Origin of the sequence: Flavivirga rizhaonensis, from assembly GCF_004791695.1 — a bacterium.
GTDB classification, from domain to species: domain Bacteria; phylum Bacteroidota; class Bacteroidia; order Flavobacteriales; family Flavobacteriaceae; genus Flavivirga; species Flavivirga rizhaonensis.
In genome coordinates this window covers 215,591-233,456 of record NZ_SRSO01000001.1, presented here as the reverse complement: position 1 = coordinate 233,456, position 17,866 = coordinate 215,591, and the positions used below count along the sequence as shown (strand labels likewise).

Sequence of the window (17,866 nt, the reverse complement as noted above, 5' to 3'; positions counted from 1 at the left end):
CTTTTAATCACCTATACATGATTACATTACAAAACATAGAGAAAACATATTTTACCAAAACCATTGAGACTTTGGCTTTAAGCAATATTTCCATAAATATTGACAAAGGGGAGTTCTTATCTATTATGGGGCCATCGGGGTGCGGAAAAAGTACTTTGTTAAATGTTATAGGGTTGTTGGACAAGCCATCAAAAGGAGCATACATGTTAGACAATATGGATGTTAGCGCTTTAAGCAATAACCAACAAGCACAAATAAGAAACCAAAAAATTGGTTTCATATTTCAAAGTTTTCATCTTATTCCAGATATTCCTGTAATAGATAATGTAGAGCTCCCCTTATTATACAGAAAAGGCGTGAATGGCAAAGAACGACGAGAAAGAGCCATTACCGCATTAGAAAAAGTGGGTTTAAGTGCCAGAATGAAGCACTACCCTACACAACTATCTGGTGGGCAATCGCAACGTGTAGCTATAGCAAGAGCTATTATTGGAGAACCACAAATTATTCTGGCGGACGAGCCTACAGGGAATTTGGACAGCGCTATGGGTAATGAAATCTTAGGAATTCTAAAAACCTTAAACGAAACTGAAAACACTACAGTAATTATGGTAACACATGATGAAAAACAAGCAGAAAGAACAGACCGTATCATTAGACTATTTGATGGTAGCCAAGTAGATTAATTTTAATAAAAGAAAAACATGCTTAAAAATTATATAAAAATGGCGTTCGCCGTTATGATGCGACGAAAACTTGTAACCGCATTAAGCCTTATGGGTATTAGTTTTACATTGGCTTTTATTACGGTTATGTATAGTGTTTTTGACTTAAAATACGGTAATGTATACCCCATAAAAGACACTAAAAAAATGGTTTACTTTGAAGGGTTTCCTGCAAAATCAAGATTATCTGAGCCATTTGCCAAATTCTATGGAAGAGAAGAAATGATGGAAAATATAGGTAACACCTATAAAACCTATAAACAATTACAAAATACATTAGAATCTGTAGGAAGTATGACATTTAATAATGGTAATAATATTTATGGCCAAAGAGGTAATAATGAATATGGCTTTTTACATAAAGGTAATTACACTACTATTAGTTATAAATATGTTGATGCTGGCTACTGGGATATGATGCGTTTTAAATTATTAGATGGTAGTTTTTTCTCGCATGAAGATGTAAAAAGCCATAATAATTTTGCAGTTATTAATGCTAATACTGCAACCAACTTGTTTTCTAATTCTGATGATGCTCTTTTAAGCACAATAAATGTTAATGGCAAAGCTTACACTGTTATAGGCATAGTAGAAGATGTAGGTATGAAAAGTAGGGAATTTGCAGATGTTTGGATTCCTATTACAACCAAAGAAGATCATGAAGAAGTGATTATGAAAGTAGGTATACGAGACGACATAATCGTTTTTTATTTAAAAGATGGTGCTACCATGGAGCATTTAAAAAAAGAACTTATTACATGGTATCAAAAAAATTATGAAAGTGTAATAGCAGAACCAGACCCCCGTTTAATGGGAGACATTTTACCAAACCAAGACTTTAATGATGTTAGTTTAAAAGCCTTTAAAGATTATGGCCCAGGCATTCAAAATGACATGTACCATCTTATTCCTTTAACCTTCTTAAATACTGAAGTTTTAAGAAGTAATCCTTCAGTAGAACAGCAAGAAAAAGAATACATGAGAGCGGACACTAAATTTAAAACCTTTATAATACTTATGGCAATCTTGTTTTTAAGTATTCCTATAATAAATATGGTAAATCTAAACAGTAGCCAAATAAGGGATCGCGCTTCAGAAATTGGTATTAGAAAATCGTTTGGTGCTACTACCAAACACTTGGTACGCCAATTTTTAATCGAGAACATCATACTAGCACTATTAGGCGGTGTTCTAAGTATAGTGCTTACATTGTTAGCTTTTAATATTCTGGAAGATTTATTATTAAACAGCAATCCTTTACGAGATGTGGTAGGAGCTTTTAAACTTAACTGGAGGGTACTATCTATTGGTTTTATTTCTGCCATAATATTTGGTATTATATCTGGAGTTTTACCAGCTTACAAAATGTCTAAACTAAATGTAGTAAACGCCATTAAAGGACTTATAAAATGATACAACATCTATTTAAAATCACCTGGAGCAGAAAACAGCGCAATCTCTTTTTATTATTTCAAATAAGCATTGTGTTTTTTGTACTCACCTTTTTCTTTACCATACTGGTTAATATGTATCAAGACTACTGGAAACCTTTAGAATTTTCAGATAAAGCTTCCCAGATATATTCCTTAAATGCAGACAACGATTTAATAGGGCCTAGGTACATCGAAAAAAAGGACGCCCTATTGGCAACTGCTAAACGTGTTAAACAAAATTTATTAGCTATGGAAGAAGTAGAGGGTATTAGTTTTTCTACTAACCTATCACAACCCTATTCCTTTTCAAGAAGTTTTCCACGTCCTATTTTCTTTGAAGATCAAAGAAGTGAAGGCATGGAGTTCAGTGCCGACGATGATTTTAACACCGTTATAGGCTTAAAAATGATTGAAGGCACCTGGTTTAATATGAGTCATAATAGTCTAAAGCTTCGCCCATTGGTTATCTCAAAAACATTGGCAGATAGTTTATTTAAAGAAAAACCTGCTATTGGAAAAACTGTAACTCAAAAATTTCCTGGTGGTTATGAATCTAATTATGAAGTTATTGGTATTTGTGAAGATTACCGTACAGGTGAGTTTCAAAAAGCTAACCCTTCATTTTTTTATCGTAATGACCCTAATATGGCTAAGCGACCAAGCAGTTCGGGAGAATTATTCGGCATGAATCTAGCTGGAGGTATTGAAATAACCGTGAAACTAAAATCTGAAAACCAACCTGCCAATATTGAAGAACGATTAATGAAAACAGCAGAAAAAAGCATCCCAGAAGCAGAAAAAGCAGATTGGAAATTCTTTATCAAATCATTTGAAAAAATGAAGAAAAAGGGAAATGCTGAAGAATATGAACGGACACTGCATGTATTTTTACTATTAACCTTTTTATTACTAAACATCGCCATCGGTTTTATAGGAGTTATCTATTATGGTATTGCCAAAAGGCGTTCAGAAATTGGAATACGCAGAGCTGTAGGAGCTACTAAGTCTAAAATCTATAGCATCATTTTAGGAGAAGCACTTTTAGTTGCCATATTGGGTATTATATTAGGTTTTATATTTACGGTACAATTATGGTATTTTAAAGTGATTCCGCATGGGTCAACCATTTTTATACAAGCAACATTGTTGGCTACAGCTGTTATTCTTTTAATTATATTTTTTGCTGCTATGTTTCCCGCAATAAAAGCATCAAACATAGATCCTGCAATTGCTTTAAAAGATGAATAATTTTCATCTCAATTCTATAAGAAATTGTACGTTTTAAACGATTTCGTATTTTGATGAAATTCTGTCAATTTGAGTGACTTTTACGATTGAAATGAGTAAAATTTGTGTCGAAAAAAATAATTTTAGTTTGTAAAGGTTCTCGATACAATTTTTCGCATCTTAAAATTACTCGAACTGACGTTATTGATATTATTTTAATTCAAAGAGCATATCAATTACGTTTTTAAATTTAAAATAGTTTATTTTTAACAAAGTTAATTAGCCAATTTATGTACTTAAAACAAATAGCAAAGCATGATATTAATTGTAGATGATGATGTAGCTGTTAGAACCTCCCTATTGTTTTTCTTAAAACAAGAAGGTTTTTTGGCTAATGCTGTTGCTTCACCCAAAGAAGCACTACAAGAAATAAACAAAGAACACCCAGAACTTGTTTTACTGGACATGAATTTCTCAATAGACACCAGCGGAAAAGACGGACTTAGCTTACTAAAAAAGATAAAAAAAATATCAAATCAGATTACAGTTATTTTAATATCTGGTTGGGGAAGCGTACCACTTGCCGTAGAAGGTATAAAACTTGGGGCATACGATTTTGTTACCAAACCTTGGGACAACAAAACACTTTTAAATACTATAAAATCCAGTATTGGGTCTAGCAAAGTAAAAAAGACAAAAACCAATAAATTAAAGAGGGAAGACTTAGATAAAACTTATAATTTTGAAAACATTATAGGAAAATCTCAAGGGTTTTTATCCATTCTGGAAACCGTAGGCAATATAAGTAAAACAGATGCGCCTGTACTTATCTTAGGTGAAAGTGGCACGGGTAAAGAAGTTATTGCAGAAGCCATTCATAAAAATAGCTTGAGGTTAAATCAAGCTTTTGTGAAGGTTAATATGGGGGGTATTCCAGAGACATTATTTGAAAGTGAAATGTTTGGCCATAAAAGAGGTGCTTTTACCGATGCTAAATATGATAGAGTTGGTAGGTTTGAACTTGCTAATAAAGGCAGCATTTTTCTAGACGAAATAGGCGATTTGAGTTTAAATAGTCAGGTTAAATTATTACGTGTTTTACAAGACAAAACCTATGCGGTCGTTGGAGATAGCAGAACCAAAAAATCTGATGTTAGGGTGATATGCGCAACAAATCGAGATTTAGAAGATATGCTTTCTAAAAACCTTTTTAGGGAAGACCTGTTTTACAGGTTAAACCTTATTACCATTTATCTGCCTCCTTTAAGAGAACGTACAGAAGATGTCCCTGAACTAACCACATATTTTTTAAATAAAACCAAAGAAGTATATGGATTTAATAGTATAGAAATAAGCGATAATGCATTAAAATGGTTATCAAAGCTTAAGTTTTATGGTAATATCAGGGAGCTTAAAAATCTTATAGAACGTACTGCTTTAATTTATAAAAAAGGCATACTTGAAATAGAGCACTTTAAAAATCAGTTACAAAACAATATTACAAAAACCGACAAAACCAAACTTCCAACCCCAGGAAAAATGTCTATGGATGAGATTGAAAAAAACATGATTATTAAAACACTAGAACACTTTAATCATAATATTAGTAAAGTAGCCAATGCTCTAGGGTTAAGTAGAGGCGCTTTGTATAGAAGGTTAGAAAAATATGATATTAGGGTTTTAAAAAATTAACAGAAGAAAACATTACTATTTACAAACAAGTCTTCTCAAAAGTTAGATATTAAATGAAGATAAAACATCAACTTTTTTTACTGCTCTTCGTTTTAAATCTACTTTTAGGTATCCTCATTGTTTTACTTTTTATGGAGCGCCCTTTACTACTTATTTTTGGGGAAATTGGCCTTTTAATTACTATAGTTTTTAGCATCATTGTTTACAACAAAACAAGAAAACCTATAGACCTTGTAGTTACAGGTACAGAGCTCATTAAAGACAATGATTATAGCAATACTTTTGTGCCCCTTAAGAGTAATGAATTAGATTCTATGGTTGCTGTTTACAACAACATGATAGAGAAGTTACGCGATGAACGTGTGTTACAAAAAGAGCAATACCATTTTTTAGATAAGATTATAAAAGCCTCTCCCGTTGGTATTATATTAATGGATTTAAACAAGAATATTAATTCTATTAACCCATCAGCTGAAAAGATTATTAGGCTAAAAAACGATGAGGTAGTTGGTAAAAAAGTAAATGAAATAGACCATTTAATCTTCCATGAAATAGACCAAATGGATAAGGAAGAATCTGTTATTACAATTTCTGGGATACAAAATATACGTTGCCAAAAATCACATTTTATAGACCAAGGTCATACACGTTATTTTATTTTTATTGAAGAAATTACCAACGTAACCCTAGAAACGGAAAAGAAGGCATACGAAAAAGTAATCCGGATGATGTCTCATGAAATTAACAATTCTATTGGTCCCATAAATTCTATTTTAGAGTCTACACTTAATTATGAAAAATTTCTTAATGAGGAAGATAGAAAAGAATTTAACAATGTTATTAATGTTGCTATTAAGAGAAATAAGAGTCTTAATAATTTCACGGCAAACTTCGCCAATTTTGTTAAAATACCACCTCCAGATATGTCTAGTTGTAATTTAAATGAATTGTTAATTAACCAAAAGTCTTTATTAGAAAAGCATAATAACAATAAGACTTCCACCGAATGGAAGTTATCTGAAACACCAGTAACAATATTGGCAGATGGCACTCAAATTGAACAAGTTGTTCATAACATTTATATAAATGCTGTTGAAGCCATAAAAGAAAATGGTACTATTAGTATTGAAACATCATCTTCTCCCCTACGCTTAATTATAAGTAATAACGGTAAAAAAATCCCAGATAATATTAAGAACAAATTGTTCACCCCTTTTTTTAGTACAAAAAATGACGGCCAAGGTATTGGGCTCATGCTAATACGCGAAGTATTAAGAAATCATGGTTATAAATTCTCTTTGGAAACCGACACAGACGGTATTACAAAATTCACTATTAATTTTGACACGTCAGAAACTAGGACAAATTATTGAATCACTGCCTCCTGTGTGTCAAGAAGTTTTAAAGCTTAATAAATTTGGCAGTTTAAAATTTGATGAAATTGCTAAAAAATTAAAGGCCAGCAAAGCCTCTTTATATGTTTTTGATGGATTACTGACAAGAAAGAAATGGCTGTATTTCATTTATAAGTTTCTAATTATTGTCTAAAAACAAATCGAAATGTTACAAATTGTTTAACGTCAGCAAAAAGTGAACTATTAGTTCTAGATTTTTAAGAGAGTAAATAATTCTGGTATTTCAAGTTTCTAAATTCGTTATATACCTTAAATCTGACTGCATTCATCAAATAGCCTTCAATATTATCATTCTTAATTTCAGATCTTCCTTCCCAAAGACTAATCCATATATCTTGAATAACATCTTTCGCAAGATCTTTATCACCAAGCATTGAAAACGCTTTTATATATAGCGATTCCCAAAGTCTCTCATATAACAATTTATATGCTTTGTGATCTGAACGCTTTACACGTTCCATAAGCTCTTTATTGGAGAATATTTTATTATTCATTTCAACAAATAAACCAAAATTAAATCAAATTTTATGTTAAGGTATTTAATTTTTATGTTTTTTTAAAGCCGTTTCTTATAAATAAGTATTTGTTTTATTTAGAATTCTGCCGTCAAGTTTTAGCATGTCTTCACTGACCTTTCTTTCAATCACTTTAGCATAAATTTGAGTGGTAGTTATTTTAGAATGTCCCAATAATTTTGATACGGTTTCTATAGGTACACCATTACTTAAAGTTACGGTAGTTGCAAAAGTATGTCTGGCTATATGAAAAGTGATGTTCTTTTTTATTCGACATAAGTCTACTATTTCTTTTAAGTAAGAATTTAATTTTTGATTTGATATGCTTGGAAATAATGTGTTCTTATTATATTGACTTTGGATGACCTTTATATTTCGATATGATTGCTGCGGCTTTATTGAGTAATGGTATTTTTATTGGAATGTCCGTTTTTTGCCTATATGAACTTATCCATTGTTTGCCATCTATTCCAATACACAGATTATTGTTGGTTAAATTCATTACATCGCCATAGGACAATCCTGTATAACAACTAAACACAAATAAGTCTTTGATTAGCTGCAATCTATGGATATCGAATTCTTTGTTTTCTATTCGTAGTAGTTCATCTTGAGTTAGAAAGCTTCTTTCTTTTTTTTCATATTTTGCTTCAAACTTTACAAAGGGGTCTTTATCTATCCATTCCATCTTAAAAGCTAAACTCACCATTTTTCTTAAACGTTCTATATGTTTCATAATCGTATTGTTACTCATATTATTTTGATGCCTTAAATGGCGTTCAAAATCAATAATAAATTTATAATTCAATTCTGATAAGAAAATATTACTTGTTTTGTGCTTTTGTTTTAGAAATTTAAAAATGTATTTATAAGTTGTATAATAGTTCTTTTGGGTTCCCCAGCGCAGAGTTTCTTTCATATGCTCGTTATGATACTCAATGATATCTGTTATAGCATAATGAGATCCGTCTTGTTTTAAAAAGCGGGCTTTTATTTTTTGAGAGGAGATTAGCGTATTGGAATTTTGAAGCTCCCCGTAGGCTTCAAATAATTTGTGGTGAACTTCTTTTAAATGATTATTAAGAACCTTACTGGAAGTCGTCAAGCCTTTGAGTCGATTTCTTTTGGTATCCCATTGGGAAATAACGACATTTCTTTTTAAAGATAGTTCTGCTCTTTTACCATTTACAGATATGCGAGCGTAAAGTGGTGCTTTTCCATTTTTTGTTTTTGCTAGTTTTAGCCAAAACAGAATACTGAAGGTGTTTGCATTTTTCATGTGTTTTCGTTTTTAAAAATTGAACATCAAAAACGAAAGTCAAATCAAATAATCTGGTTACCTCTTTTTGATTTTTTTAAAAAGGTAACCGAATAGGTAACTTTTTTTATCATATGAAATCAAATAAAATATTAGCTATAAAACCACAAAAACTTGATAATCATACGATTACTAAGTTTTTGTTTCTATTTGATTTTATAAAAAGTCGGGGTGGCAGGATTATACCCTTTTCAAATAAAATCTTATATATCAATTAATTACAGATTAAAAAATTAAACTGTTAGCCGATTTGTTTACGATACTATAAATGAACTTAAAGTAAAACCCTTACTTATCTGATAGTGTCAAAGATATCATTTGTATAATTCATAATTAAAAATAATATTAAGGGAAAACAAATTTTATTTACTTCAATATTTACTAGTAAATATCAGTCCTAGAAAACGTTCGCTTTAACAGACCGATGAAATAAAAATGTTAATTTAATTAATAAAGAGGACTATTTCATAACTTGTGCAAGCAGGTTTTTTTATAATAATAGGCACGGCCTAAGAATAAATGACAGTAATAAACTGAAATTTTAACTTTTTTTAACTTTTGGTATTTTTTTTGATTTCTTAATTTTAACAAAATTTAAAATAGCAATAGAATGCAATTTATTAAACGAGAAAATAGCTTTTCGCCCGTGTTTTCTGTTTGGTCAATTGGGAAAATATCAGGCAAGTTAATGCCAAATAGTATAACAAGCGGGCTTATTTCGGAATTACAATCTTTTCAAAAGACATTCCGATTAATTTTTCCTATTCTTCTTTTAGGAATTAAACTTTTTGAATTTAAGTTTTACAGATAAGTATCTAAGCGTATCGATTAAGGAATTTTTCTATTTCATATAGTCTTGCCTTTTTAGTACACAAATCATTTTTCGTTCTGTTTCTTTAGACGAATACTTACCAACATCTAAGTATAATTTAAAAAAATAGCCATGAATATACTAAACAAAATTAAAAAAGTAAATAATCAGGTTGTAACCCATTCTTTTCCTCCGTTGAGATTTAAAAAATTTCAAATGGATTTCGATACAACGGGAGTTCATATTCTTATTTCGGCGAATTTCCTTAAAAGAGGAAATTATAGGATAAGTGTACAAAACGGAAGGCTCCTTTTAAAAATAAAACAACCTAAAAACACCTTTGATTTTAAAAGGAATTCATCTTTGTTTGAAGCTAACAAAAAGTATCTGGATTTTGATATACTCCTGCCTTATAAGCAATACCAATATATAAATTCAGCTCAGTTTCAAAATAATACATTGCAAATTCATCTAACAAAAAAGGACAATGCAAAAAGTACGATGGAATTTGTTGAAGCTTCATAAAGTGTCAAAATAATTTAAAGCATCATGAAAAAGTTAAATATAACATTCTTAACAATTTTCCTAAGTTTTAATGTGGCCATTAATGCACAAAAAAAAGATTCAATAAAACAGCCTGAGGAAAAAATAGAAGTAAATAAGGAATTTGATAAAGATGGAAATCTCATCAGATATGATTCTATTTACAGGTATTCCAGTAGCAGCAATCTTAACATGGATGCTAAGAAAATGGATTCTATTATGAAACAATTCTTCCCAAATAGAGAATCAATGCTCTTTGGGGATACCTTTGATGATTTAGATTTTGGATTCCCTAACCTATTCCTCAAAAACTTTAGCAACTTCGATTCCATTTTGCAGCAAAGATTGGAAGATCATCATAAGCAATTCGACAGCATTATTAAAAAGCATCGACCCAAAAGAGAACAATCACCTCCCAATAAAATTTAAATTAATGTTTAACCAAATTAATTAAGTGATATATCAAATATGGATATACAAATAGAAAAACTGACCAAAACTTATGGGCCTCAAACGGCTGTAAACGATATCAGCTTTGATGTTAAGACCGGAGAAGTCCTTGGATTTTTAGGCCCCAATGGGGCAGGGAAATCTACCACAATGAAAATGATTACCGGATATATTGGAATTGAAAAAGGTGATATTCATATAGGTAGTAAAAGTATTATAGATCCTTCTAATGATTTAAAAAAACATATTGGCTATCTCCCAGAAAACAATCCGCTATACCTAGATATGCCTGTGATAGATTACTTGGAGTTTTGTGGGTCTCTTCAAGGAATAGACAAATCCAATATTAATAAAAGAGTTCGTGAGATGGTTGGGATTTGTGGTTTGAACAGAGAAAAACACAAAAAAATAGGAGAATTATCTAAAGGGTATCGGCAACGTGTAGGTCTTGCACAAGCTATGATTCATGATCCAGAAATTCTAGTTTTGGATGAGCCTACTACAGGGCTGGACCCAAACCAAATTATTGAGATTAGAAAGCTAATTCGTGATTTGGGGAAAGAAAAGACAGTCATTCTTAGTACTCACATTCTTCCTGAAGTAGAGGCTACTTGCGATCGTATTCTCATTATTAATAGAGGGAAGATAGTGGCAAACGGAACACCAGAAACACTAAGAAAACAGGCGCAAGGGAATGAAGTGCTAAAGCTTCGTATTGAGGATGGTGAAGCTGATGTAATTTTGAAATCCTTGAAAGAATTGGATTCCGTTCAATCTGTAGAATATGTTCAACAAAATCAAAATTTGTTTGAAGTACAAAGCCTTGCAGAACAGACTTCTAAACGGAATATATTTAATCTATGTGTTCAAAAAAAATGGGTATTGACCGAACTCACACCTTTAGAGACAAAACTAGAGGATATTTTTAGAAACTTAACAATAAACTAAATATGCAAACAATATGGATTATAGCCAAACGAGAATTGGCAACCTTTTTCGACTCACTTATAGCTTATATTATTTTAGGTCTTTTTTTAGGATTCAGCGGTTTTTTTACATGGCTTTATGGAAACGATATTTTTCTAGTAGGTCAGGCAAACTTACGTGTATTCTTTAGTATTGCTTCATGGAGTCTTTTCTTTTTCATTCCAGCCATAACCATGAAAATGCTGGCTGAAGAAAGAAAAACAGGGACATTGGAACTTTTGTTGACTAAGTCGGTATCTGACCGCCAATTGATATTAGGCAAATTTTTAGGTTCGGTTTTGTTAGTATGTATAGCTTTGTTGGCAACATTACCTTATGTTATCACAATTTCCAATATCGGAAATTTAGACAATGGAGGTACTATTTGTGGCTACTTTGGCTTATTATTAATGAGTATTACGTATACGGCTATTGGAATTTTTGCAAGTAGTATTACAACGAATCAGATTGTTGCATTTATGACCGCTCTTTTTATCGGTCTGTTTTTCCATATTATTTTTGGAGTATTGGCCCAGAATTTTACAGGCAGTATAGGTCAGATTTTCGATGCCTTGAATCTTCAATCCCATTTTGAATCTATTTCAAGAGGCGTTATAGACTCCAAAGACTTGGTTTATTTTCTTTCCATAACCGTTTTGGGTCTTTACCTTGGAGAGTGGTCCCTATCTAAAAGACATTTTTCTTAATCAATATTATATCAAATGAAACATTCATTACTAATCCGATAGCTATCGGGAAGATGATCAAATGAATGTTACATGAGACCGTTGAAAAAAATAATTATAAACAAATGAAAAAAACATACATAACTATTCTATTGGTTCTTGGTATTCTTCTATTTGTAAACTTAGTATCAGAACAGTATTTTTTTAGGATAGACTTAACCGAGGACAAGCAATACACTTTAAGTGAGGCAACAGAAGATATAATGAAGTCTTTAGAAAATCCAATAACAGTTAAAGCCTATTTTTCTGAGAATCTTCCACCCGATATTGCAAAGACTAGGAGCAATTTTGAGGAGTATTTAATAGAATATGCTCGAAATTCAGATGATAATCTGGTATTTACCTTTATTAACCCTAATGAAAATGAAGAAACAGAGCGAGAAGCTATTGAAGCGGGTATCAATCCAGTCATGATTAATGTTCGTGAGAAAGACCAAATGAAACAACAGCAGGCATTTTTAGGGGCCGTTTTAGAGTTAGAAGAGCAGAAAGAAGTAATTCCATTTATGCAGCCTGGGGCTCCTTTAGAATACTTGTTGTCATCATCAATAAAAAAGATTGCCGTAAGCGATAAACTCGAAGTCGGTTTTATGGAAGGTTACGGGCAAGCCACAATTTCGGAGCTCTCGCAAGTAAAAACAGCCTTAGATGTTTTATATGATTTTAAGTCTACTAAGGTAAACGATAGTATGCCTGTTCCTGAAAATATAAAGACTTTAGCTATAGTGCGTCCAACCGATACTATTAACGAAACTAGCCTTAACCAATTAGATAAATTTTTGGAAAATGGAGGTAACTTATTCGTTGCTTTGAATCGGGTAAACGGAGATTTAAATAATACTTACGGCAGTGCCCTTACTACAGGTGTAGAAAAGTGGCTTAAAGAAAAGGGATTAGAAGTACGAGAAGATTTTGTTGTGGATGCGCAATGTGCAACCGTAAGCGTCCAACAGCAACAAGGCTTCTTTAATTTCACGTCGAATGTTTCTTTTCCGTATATCCCGATTGTAAGCCAATTTGCAGACCATCCAATAACTAAAGGTCTAGAAGCCGTGGTGATGCAGTTTCCCAGTTCGTTAAAGTTTACGGCTAAAGATTCTCTTTCTACATTCACACCCTTAGCTTTTTCTTCAAAAAATTCAGCAACAATGCAAGCCCCTCAATTTTTTGACATTCAAAAACAATGGACAGAAAAGGATTTCAATGCACCAAATCAAGTTATAGCTGGGGTGTTGGAACAAAAGCATGCCAATGGTAATCGATCACGCATATGTGTCATTGCAGATGGGGATTTTCCCATTAATAACGGGCAACAACAGATACAATCAGGGAATGCCAATCTAATGGTTAATGCCATTGATTGGTTAAGTGATGACACAGGGTTGATAGACCTAAGAAATAAAGGGATTAGATACCGCCCAATTGATACCTTGGAAGAAGGCACTAAAACAACCTTGAAATATCTCAATTTTTTACTACCTATTTTACTTGTAATTATCTATGGTATTGTTAGAATGCAGATGAACAGGAATAAACGTAGTAGAAGAATAGAAGAAAATTATGAATAACCACTAATAATATTCTAAGTTATATTATGAAAAAAAATAGCATATTAATAGCGGTACTAATTGGATTAGTACTACTATTTGTAGCGACAAATTATTTTAAAAAGACTAGCAGTGTGAATTTTAAATCTGAAGTGATTCGGTTGGATTCATCACAAGTAAAGAAAATTATCATTCGCCCGTCATTAGCTACAAAGGAAGAACCAATTATTATTTCAAATGAGAATGATAGTTGGGAAGTTGCACAGGGGACTATTAAAACCAAAGCTAACCAATCTACGGTTAAGAATGCGTTGGGAGAGTTGGAGCAAATAAAAACCGAACAGTTAGTTGCTAAAACCAAAGATAAATGGGGAGCTTATCAACTAACGGATTCTTTAGCGCAATGTGTTGAAATCCATGAACGGGACAAAGAACAAGCCACGAAACTGTATCTTGGAAAAACAACTTATAAGCAATCCCAAAATCCAGGATATGGAGGGCGACCTTCCATGGATGCGACTACGTATTTCAGAATAAAAGACAATCCTAAAACCTATGCTACAAAAAGTGGACTTTCTAACACTTTTAAACGCAAATTTAACACATGGCGAAATTCAGAATTTATAAAAGTTGATAAAGATTTAATTACGCAATTAAAATTTGAGACTGGTGATAAGGATTTCTCCCTTGCTAAAAAAGATTCCGTTTGGACTATGGGAATGCTTTCAACAGATTCTACCAAGGTGGCTCAATATCTCAATACAGTACAAAATCAAAGTAGCTCACAATTTGTAGATGGGTTTACTCCAAAAGATAAAGCCGATTATAAGTTGACCATTCAAAGTAATTCAATGGCAGACCTTATTGTGAAGGCTTATAGAGATTCTACAGGAAATAAGTTTATCATGAATTCTTCTCAACACCCAAATGTTTTTGTTGAAAGTGATTCCACAGGGTTATTTAAGCGATTGTTTGTAAATCATGACCATTTTTCAAAATAATCACTACTAAGATACACACCTACTTTATTTAATCATCACATTTTTATTTGAACGTATTTAAAAATTATAAAATAGCTTTTTATGACAACCAATAAATCTTTATTAAACACTTTTTTATTTTCATTAGCTTTTATATTGTTTTGCAGTTTTTCAGTTAATGCTGGTAACGGAATCATTTTGTATACACCCTATACAAATATTTCTGTCCCCCCTGGAGAGTCCATTGACTATACCATTGAAGTTAAAAATTATGGAAGTCAGTTGAAAAATGTTGACATCCTTTTGTCAGGATTGCCTAAAGATTGGAATTCCACTTTAAAAGCTGGAGGATATAGTATTAACCGAATATCGGTTCTCCCAGGTGAGAAAAAAACAATCTCTTTGACTATAAATGTACCTTCAAAAGTTGATAAAGGCGCCTATAAAATTAGAGTTATTGCTAAAAATTATGATGTCCTTCCTATAGTAATCGATGTGTCCGAACAAGGTACTTTTAAGACTGAGTTTACCTCCGATCAAATTAATATGGAAGGACACTCCAAGTCGAGTTTTAATTTTTCCTCAAAATTAAAAAATCATACTGGAGAAAAACAACTGTATTCCTTACTTGCCAAAGTGCCTCGAGGTTGGAATGTGATTTTTAAGCCTAACAGCAGACAAGCAACGGCAGTTGAGATAGAACCAGGAAAGACAACCAATATTTCTATTGAAGTAAAACCTCCTTATGGTATAAAATCTGGATCTTATAAAATACCTGTACAGGCAACCAATAAATATAGTTCTGCCAATTTGGAACTAGAGGTAGTGATAAAAGGATCTTATGATTTAGAACTAACTACTCCTACAGGTTTGTTAAGTTCTAGTATAACTTCTGGTCGAGAAAAACAAATAGAGCTATTGGTAAAGAATTCTGGCTCGAGTAGGTTGAGTGATGTTACTTTTAGTACGTCAAAACCCAAAAATTGGGAAATTTCAATGAAACCAGACACCATACCTGCACTAGATGCTGGTGCTAGTGCACAGGTATATGCGACTATAAAAGCAGCTGATAAAGCAATTCCAGGAGATTATGTGTCAAAAATCACAGCTAAAACTCCAGAAATATCATCAATGGCATCTATAAGAATCTTGGTAAAAACACCTTTGTTATGGGGTTGGCTAGGTATTTTTATAATTGCAGGAACATTGGGAGCCATGTATTACCTATTTAAAAAATATGGTAGAAGATAATTATGGAAAAGCGTATAGAAGTATCTGGTTTAACTAAAAAATATGGAACCCATCTAGCGGTAGATGATTTGACGCTCTCCATAGAAAAAGGCGAAATTTTTGGTTTGCTAGGTCCCAATGGAGCAGGTAAATCAACAACCATTCTTATGCTTCTCGGTCTAACCGAAGTAGATGCTGGATGTGTTAAAGTGTGCGGTATAGATGCTACAAGAAACCCACTTGAAGTTAAAAGAAAAGTTGGATATTTACCTGAGGATGTTGGGTTTTATAATGATTATTCAGGCCTACAGAATCTAATGTATATAGCTCGTTTAAACAATATTCCCATTAAACAAGCTCAAAAAGATGCTTTAGGGATACTTGAGGAGGTAGGTTTGTTGGATGTAAAAGATAAGAAAGTTGAAAGCTACTCTAGGGGAATGCGTCAACGGCTAGGTCTTGCAGATGTACTAATAAAAGAGCCGGAAGTAATTATACTGGATGAGCCCACATTAGGACTTGACCCCGAGGGTGTTAGAAAGTTTCTTCAGCTTATAGTTCGGCTAAGTCGAAAAAAAGGAATTACTGTTCTTTTTTCGTCTCATCATATGCATCAAATACAACAGGTGTGTGATCGTGTAGGGATATTTGTAAAAGGTAAGTTATTGGCAGAAGGAAAAATTAGTGATTTAGCAGGGCAATTATTCACTAAAAACACGTTCACTATCGAAGCAGGAGTTACAAGCAATCAAGCAAATTTGAAGACACCTTTGGAAGAAGTCACAAAAAAAATAAATCAAATAAAAGGTGTTGCAAACGTAACGTTGAACAATAATCATTTTTTTGTGGAATCGAAACAGGATGTTTCTGATGAACTATCTAAACTTATTGTGAATTTAGGATATGGTCTTAGTTATTTAACTAAGAAAGAATATGGATTGGATGATATTTATCACAAATTTTTTCAAGAAGGAAAAGCGATATGAACACTAAAGTATTAAAAATAAGTCTTTCAAAATTAACTAAAATAAAAGTCTTAGAATTAATCAATTTTAATGATTTTTTTAAAAGAAGTGAATCTGGCAATACCTCTAATTTCACCTTAGCGCCTTTTAAAGTAATGGTGAAAAAGGAAATTACGGATCATATACGAAATTGGCGTTTCATTATTTTATTTGCCATTATTGCATTGGCCTGTATGGGAACATTATTTTCAACGCTTGCAGACAGTGCTAAAACACTTGCAATAAATAATTCAGAAAATGCCTTCTTTTTTTTGAATTTGTTTACCAAATCGGACGGAACCCTGCCTTCGTTTTTTGTGTTTGTGGGGTTTTTAGGCCCTCTGTTTGGAATTAGTTTAGGATTTGATGCAATTAGTTCCGAACAAAATAAAGGCACATTGAGTCGTGTTATGGCGCAACCAATTCCAAGAGACTATATTATTAATGCAAAATTTTTGGCAGGAATAATCGTAATAAGTGTCATGCTTTTTGCATTAAGCTTTTTGGTTTTAGGTGCAGGATTAGTAACCTTAGGAATACCTCCTACAGCGGAAGAATTTATGCGTATTGTTATATATACCATATTAAGCATTGTATATGTTTCCTTTTGGTTGAACCTGTCTATTATGTTTTCGATTCGTTTTAAACAATCTGCTACCTCTGCGTTGTTGGGTTTAGCTGTATGGTTGTTTTTTACAATTTTTTATCCACTAATTGTGAATATAATAGTTAAAGGTTTTGAACCCTCAAAATATGCTTCACAAAGCAAGATCTTTATATATCAAAAGTTAAAGTTTTATTTGGTTCAAATCATGCCAAATGAGCTATTCAATGAAATTACCTCTGCGCTTTTAGTACCATCTGTGCGTAGTTTAGGTCCGCTAACGATGGAACAGATGCACGGGGCTATTCCAAGTACATTGTCAATAGGACAAAGTTTATTGCTGGTTTGGCCACAAGTTACAGGTTTACTGGCATTGACTTTATTGTGTTTTTTATTTTCATATGTCATTTTTATGAAGCGAGAAATCCGTTCTAGAGGGTAGCTATAAGCCTGTTATTTATTAGATTTAAAGCGGCTATACTAAAATAACGTGAGTCGACATATTAAAAACTGACAGACAATTGTTTAATACCATTTCTTGTTTGGAATTACTGTAAAAAAATAATGATTTTTTGCTTTATAAAAAATATAAAAATAAAGCATAGCCTAAGTTACGATTTCTTTTTCTATTGAAGTAGAAGGCGAAAAAGGGTGTTTTAT

At 32.3% G+C, this 17,866-nt stretch carries 18 protein-coding genes; 15 read left to right on the top strand and 3 right to left on the bottom strand.

Annotated elements, in window-relative coordinates; all coding sequences use genetic code 11:
* The first annotated feature begins 17 nt into the window (after positions 1-17).
* The 6 genes from EM932_RS00845 (at position 18) to EM932_RS21375 (ending at position 6,625) form a co-directional block, all read left to right on the top strand.
* Positions 18-686 carry an ABC transporter ATP-binding protein gene (locus EM932_RS00845; protein ID WP_135874511.1) on the top strand — a complete coding sequence of 223 codons (669 nt, stop codon included), beginning with the start codon at positions 18-20 and terminating at the stop codon, positions 684-686.
* An 18-nt stretch (positions 687-704) separates the two neighbouring features.
* Positions 705-2,138 carry an ABC transporter permease gene (locus tag EM932_RS00840; protein WP_135874509.1) on the top strand — a complete coding sequence of 478 codons (1,434 nt, stop codon included), beginning with the start codon at positions 705-707 and terminating at the stop codon, positions 2,136-2,138.
* Positions 2,135-3,406 carry an ABC transporter permease gene (locus tag EM932_RS00835; RefSeq protein ID WP_135874507.1) on the top strand — a complete coding sequence of 424 codons (1,272 nt, stop codon included), beginning with the start codon at positions 2,135-2,137 and terminating at the stop codon, positions 3,404-3,406. The genes EM932_RS00840 and EM932_RS00835 overlap by 4 nt, the downstream gene beginning before the upstream one ends.
* A 294-nt stretch (positions 3,407-3,700) precedes the next feature.
* On the top strand, positions 3,701-5,077 hold the full coding sequence (locus EM932_RS00830) for a sigma-54-dependent transcriptional regulator (RefSeq protein ID WP_135874505.1): 1,377 nt from the start codon (positions 3,701-3,703) through the stop codon (positions 5,075-5,077).
* 53 nt (positions 5,078-5,130) lie between these two features.
* The gene (locus EM932_RS00825; RefSeq protein ID WP_135874503.1) at positions 5,131-6,450 is read left to right on the top strand and encodes a sensor histidine kinase; all 1,320 of its coding nucleotides are present in this window, start codon (positions 5,131-5,133) and stop codon (positions 6,448-6,450) included.
* The gene (locus tag EM932_RS21375) at positions 6,359-6,625 is read left to right on the top strand and encodes a sigma factor-like helix-turn-helix DNA-binding protein (RefSeq protein WP_135874501.1); all 267 of its coding nucleotides are present in this window, start codon (positions 6,359-6,361) and stop codon (positions 6,623-6,625) included. Before EM932_RS00825 ends, EM932_RS21375 begins: the two co-directional genes overlap by 92 nt.
* Before the next feature lie 64 nt (positions 6,626-6,689).
* On the opposite strand, the gene EM932_RS00815 is transcribed toward EM932_RS21375, so the two are convergent.
* From EM932_RS00815 to EM932_RS00810, 3 genes are all read right to left on the bottom strand, one after another.
* On the bottom strand, positions 6,690-6,953 hold the full coding sequence (locus tag EM932_RS00815; RefSeq protein WP_170179684.1) for an RNA polymerase sigma factor: 264 nt from the start codon (positions 6,951-6,953) through the stop codon (positions 6,690-6,692).
* Positions 6,954-7,061: 108 nt separating this feature from the next.
* A complete protein-coding gene (locus EM932_RS21325; RefSeq protein ID WP_369074039.1) occupies positions 7,062-7,331 on the bottom strand; it encodes a tyrosine-type recombinase/integrase in 270 nt (89 codons plus the stop codon).
* Between the two features lie 22 nt (positions 7,332-7,353).
* The gene (locus EM932_RS00810) at positions 7,354-8,286 is read right to left on the bottom strand and encodes a site-specific integrase (protein ID WP_317129344.1); all 933 of its coding nucleotides are present in this window, start codon (positions 8,284-8,286) and stop codon (positions 7,354-7,356) included.
* A 982-nt stretch (positions 8,287-9,268) separates the two neighbouring features.
* Between EM932_RS00810 and EM932_RS00805 the strand changes: the two genes are divergently transcribed.
* The 9 genes from EM932_RS00805 (at position 9,269) to EM932_RS00765 (ending at position 17,648) form a co-directional block, all read left to right on the top strand.
* The gene (locus EM932_RS00805) at positions 9,269-9,661 is read left to right on the top strand and encodes a hypothetical protein (protein ID WP_135874497.1); all 393 of its coding nucleotides are present in this window, start codon (positions 9,269-9,271) and stop codon (positions 9,659-9,661) included.
* A 24-nt stretch (positions 9,662-9,685) separates the two neighbouring features.
* Complete coding sequence (locus tag EM932_RS00800) at positions 9,686-10,108, top strand: hypothetical protein (RefSeq protein WP_135874496.1); 423 nt, start codon at positions 9,686-9,688, stop codon at positions 10,106-10,108.
* Positions 10,109-10,147: 39 nt separating this feature from the next.
* The gene (locus tag EM932_RS00795; protein ID WP_135874494.1) at positions 10,148-11,077 is read left to right on the top strand and encodes an ATP-binding cassette domain-containing protein; all 930 of its coding nucleotides are present in this window, start codon (positions 10,148-10,150) and stop codon (positions 11,075-11,077) included.
* A 2-nt stretch (positions 11,078-11,079) separates the two neighbouring features.
* Complete coding sequence (locus EM932_RS00790) at positions 11,080-11,802, top strand: ABC transporter permease subunit (protein WP_135874492.1); 723 nt, start codon at positions 11,080-11,082, stop codon at positions 11,800-11,802.
* A gap of 104 nt (positions 11,803-11,906) precedes the next feature.
* Positions 11,907-13,409: a GldG family protein gene (locus tag EM932_RS00785; RefSeq protein ID WP_170179683.1), complete on the top strand. Its 1,503-nt coding sequence runs from the start codon at positions 11,907-11,909 to the stop codon at positions 13,407-13,409.
* Positions 13,410-13,435: 26 nt separating this feature from the next.
* Entirely contained in the window at positions 13,436-14,389 is a 954-nt protein-coding gene (locus tag EM932_RS00780; protein ID WP_135874488.1) for a DUF4340 domain-containing protein, read from the top strand.
* Between the two features lie 81 nt (positions 14,390-14,470).
* On the top strand, positions 14,471-15,619 hold the full coding sequence (locus EM932_RS00775) for a COG1470 family protein (protein ID WP_135874486.1): 1,149 nt from the start codon (positions 14,471-14,473) through the stop codon (positions 15,617-15,619).
* Between the two features lie 2 nt (positions 15,620-15,621).
* Positions 15,622-16,584, top strand: coding sequence for an ABC transporter ATP-binding protein (locus EM932_RS00770; RefSeq protein WP_135874483.1), 963 nt, complete (start codon positions 15,622-15,624; stop codon positions 16,582-16,584).
* Complete coding sequence (locus EM932_RS00765) at positions 16,581-17,648, top strand: ABC transporter permease (RefSeq protein WP_135874481.1); 1,068 nt, start codon at positions 16,581-16,583, stop codon at positions 17,646-17,648. Before EM932_RS00770 ends, EM932_RS00765 begins: the two co-directional genes overlap by 4 nt.
* The last annotated feature ends 218 nt before the right edge of the window (positions 17,649-17,866 follow it).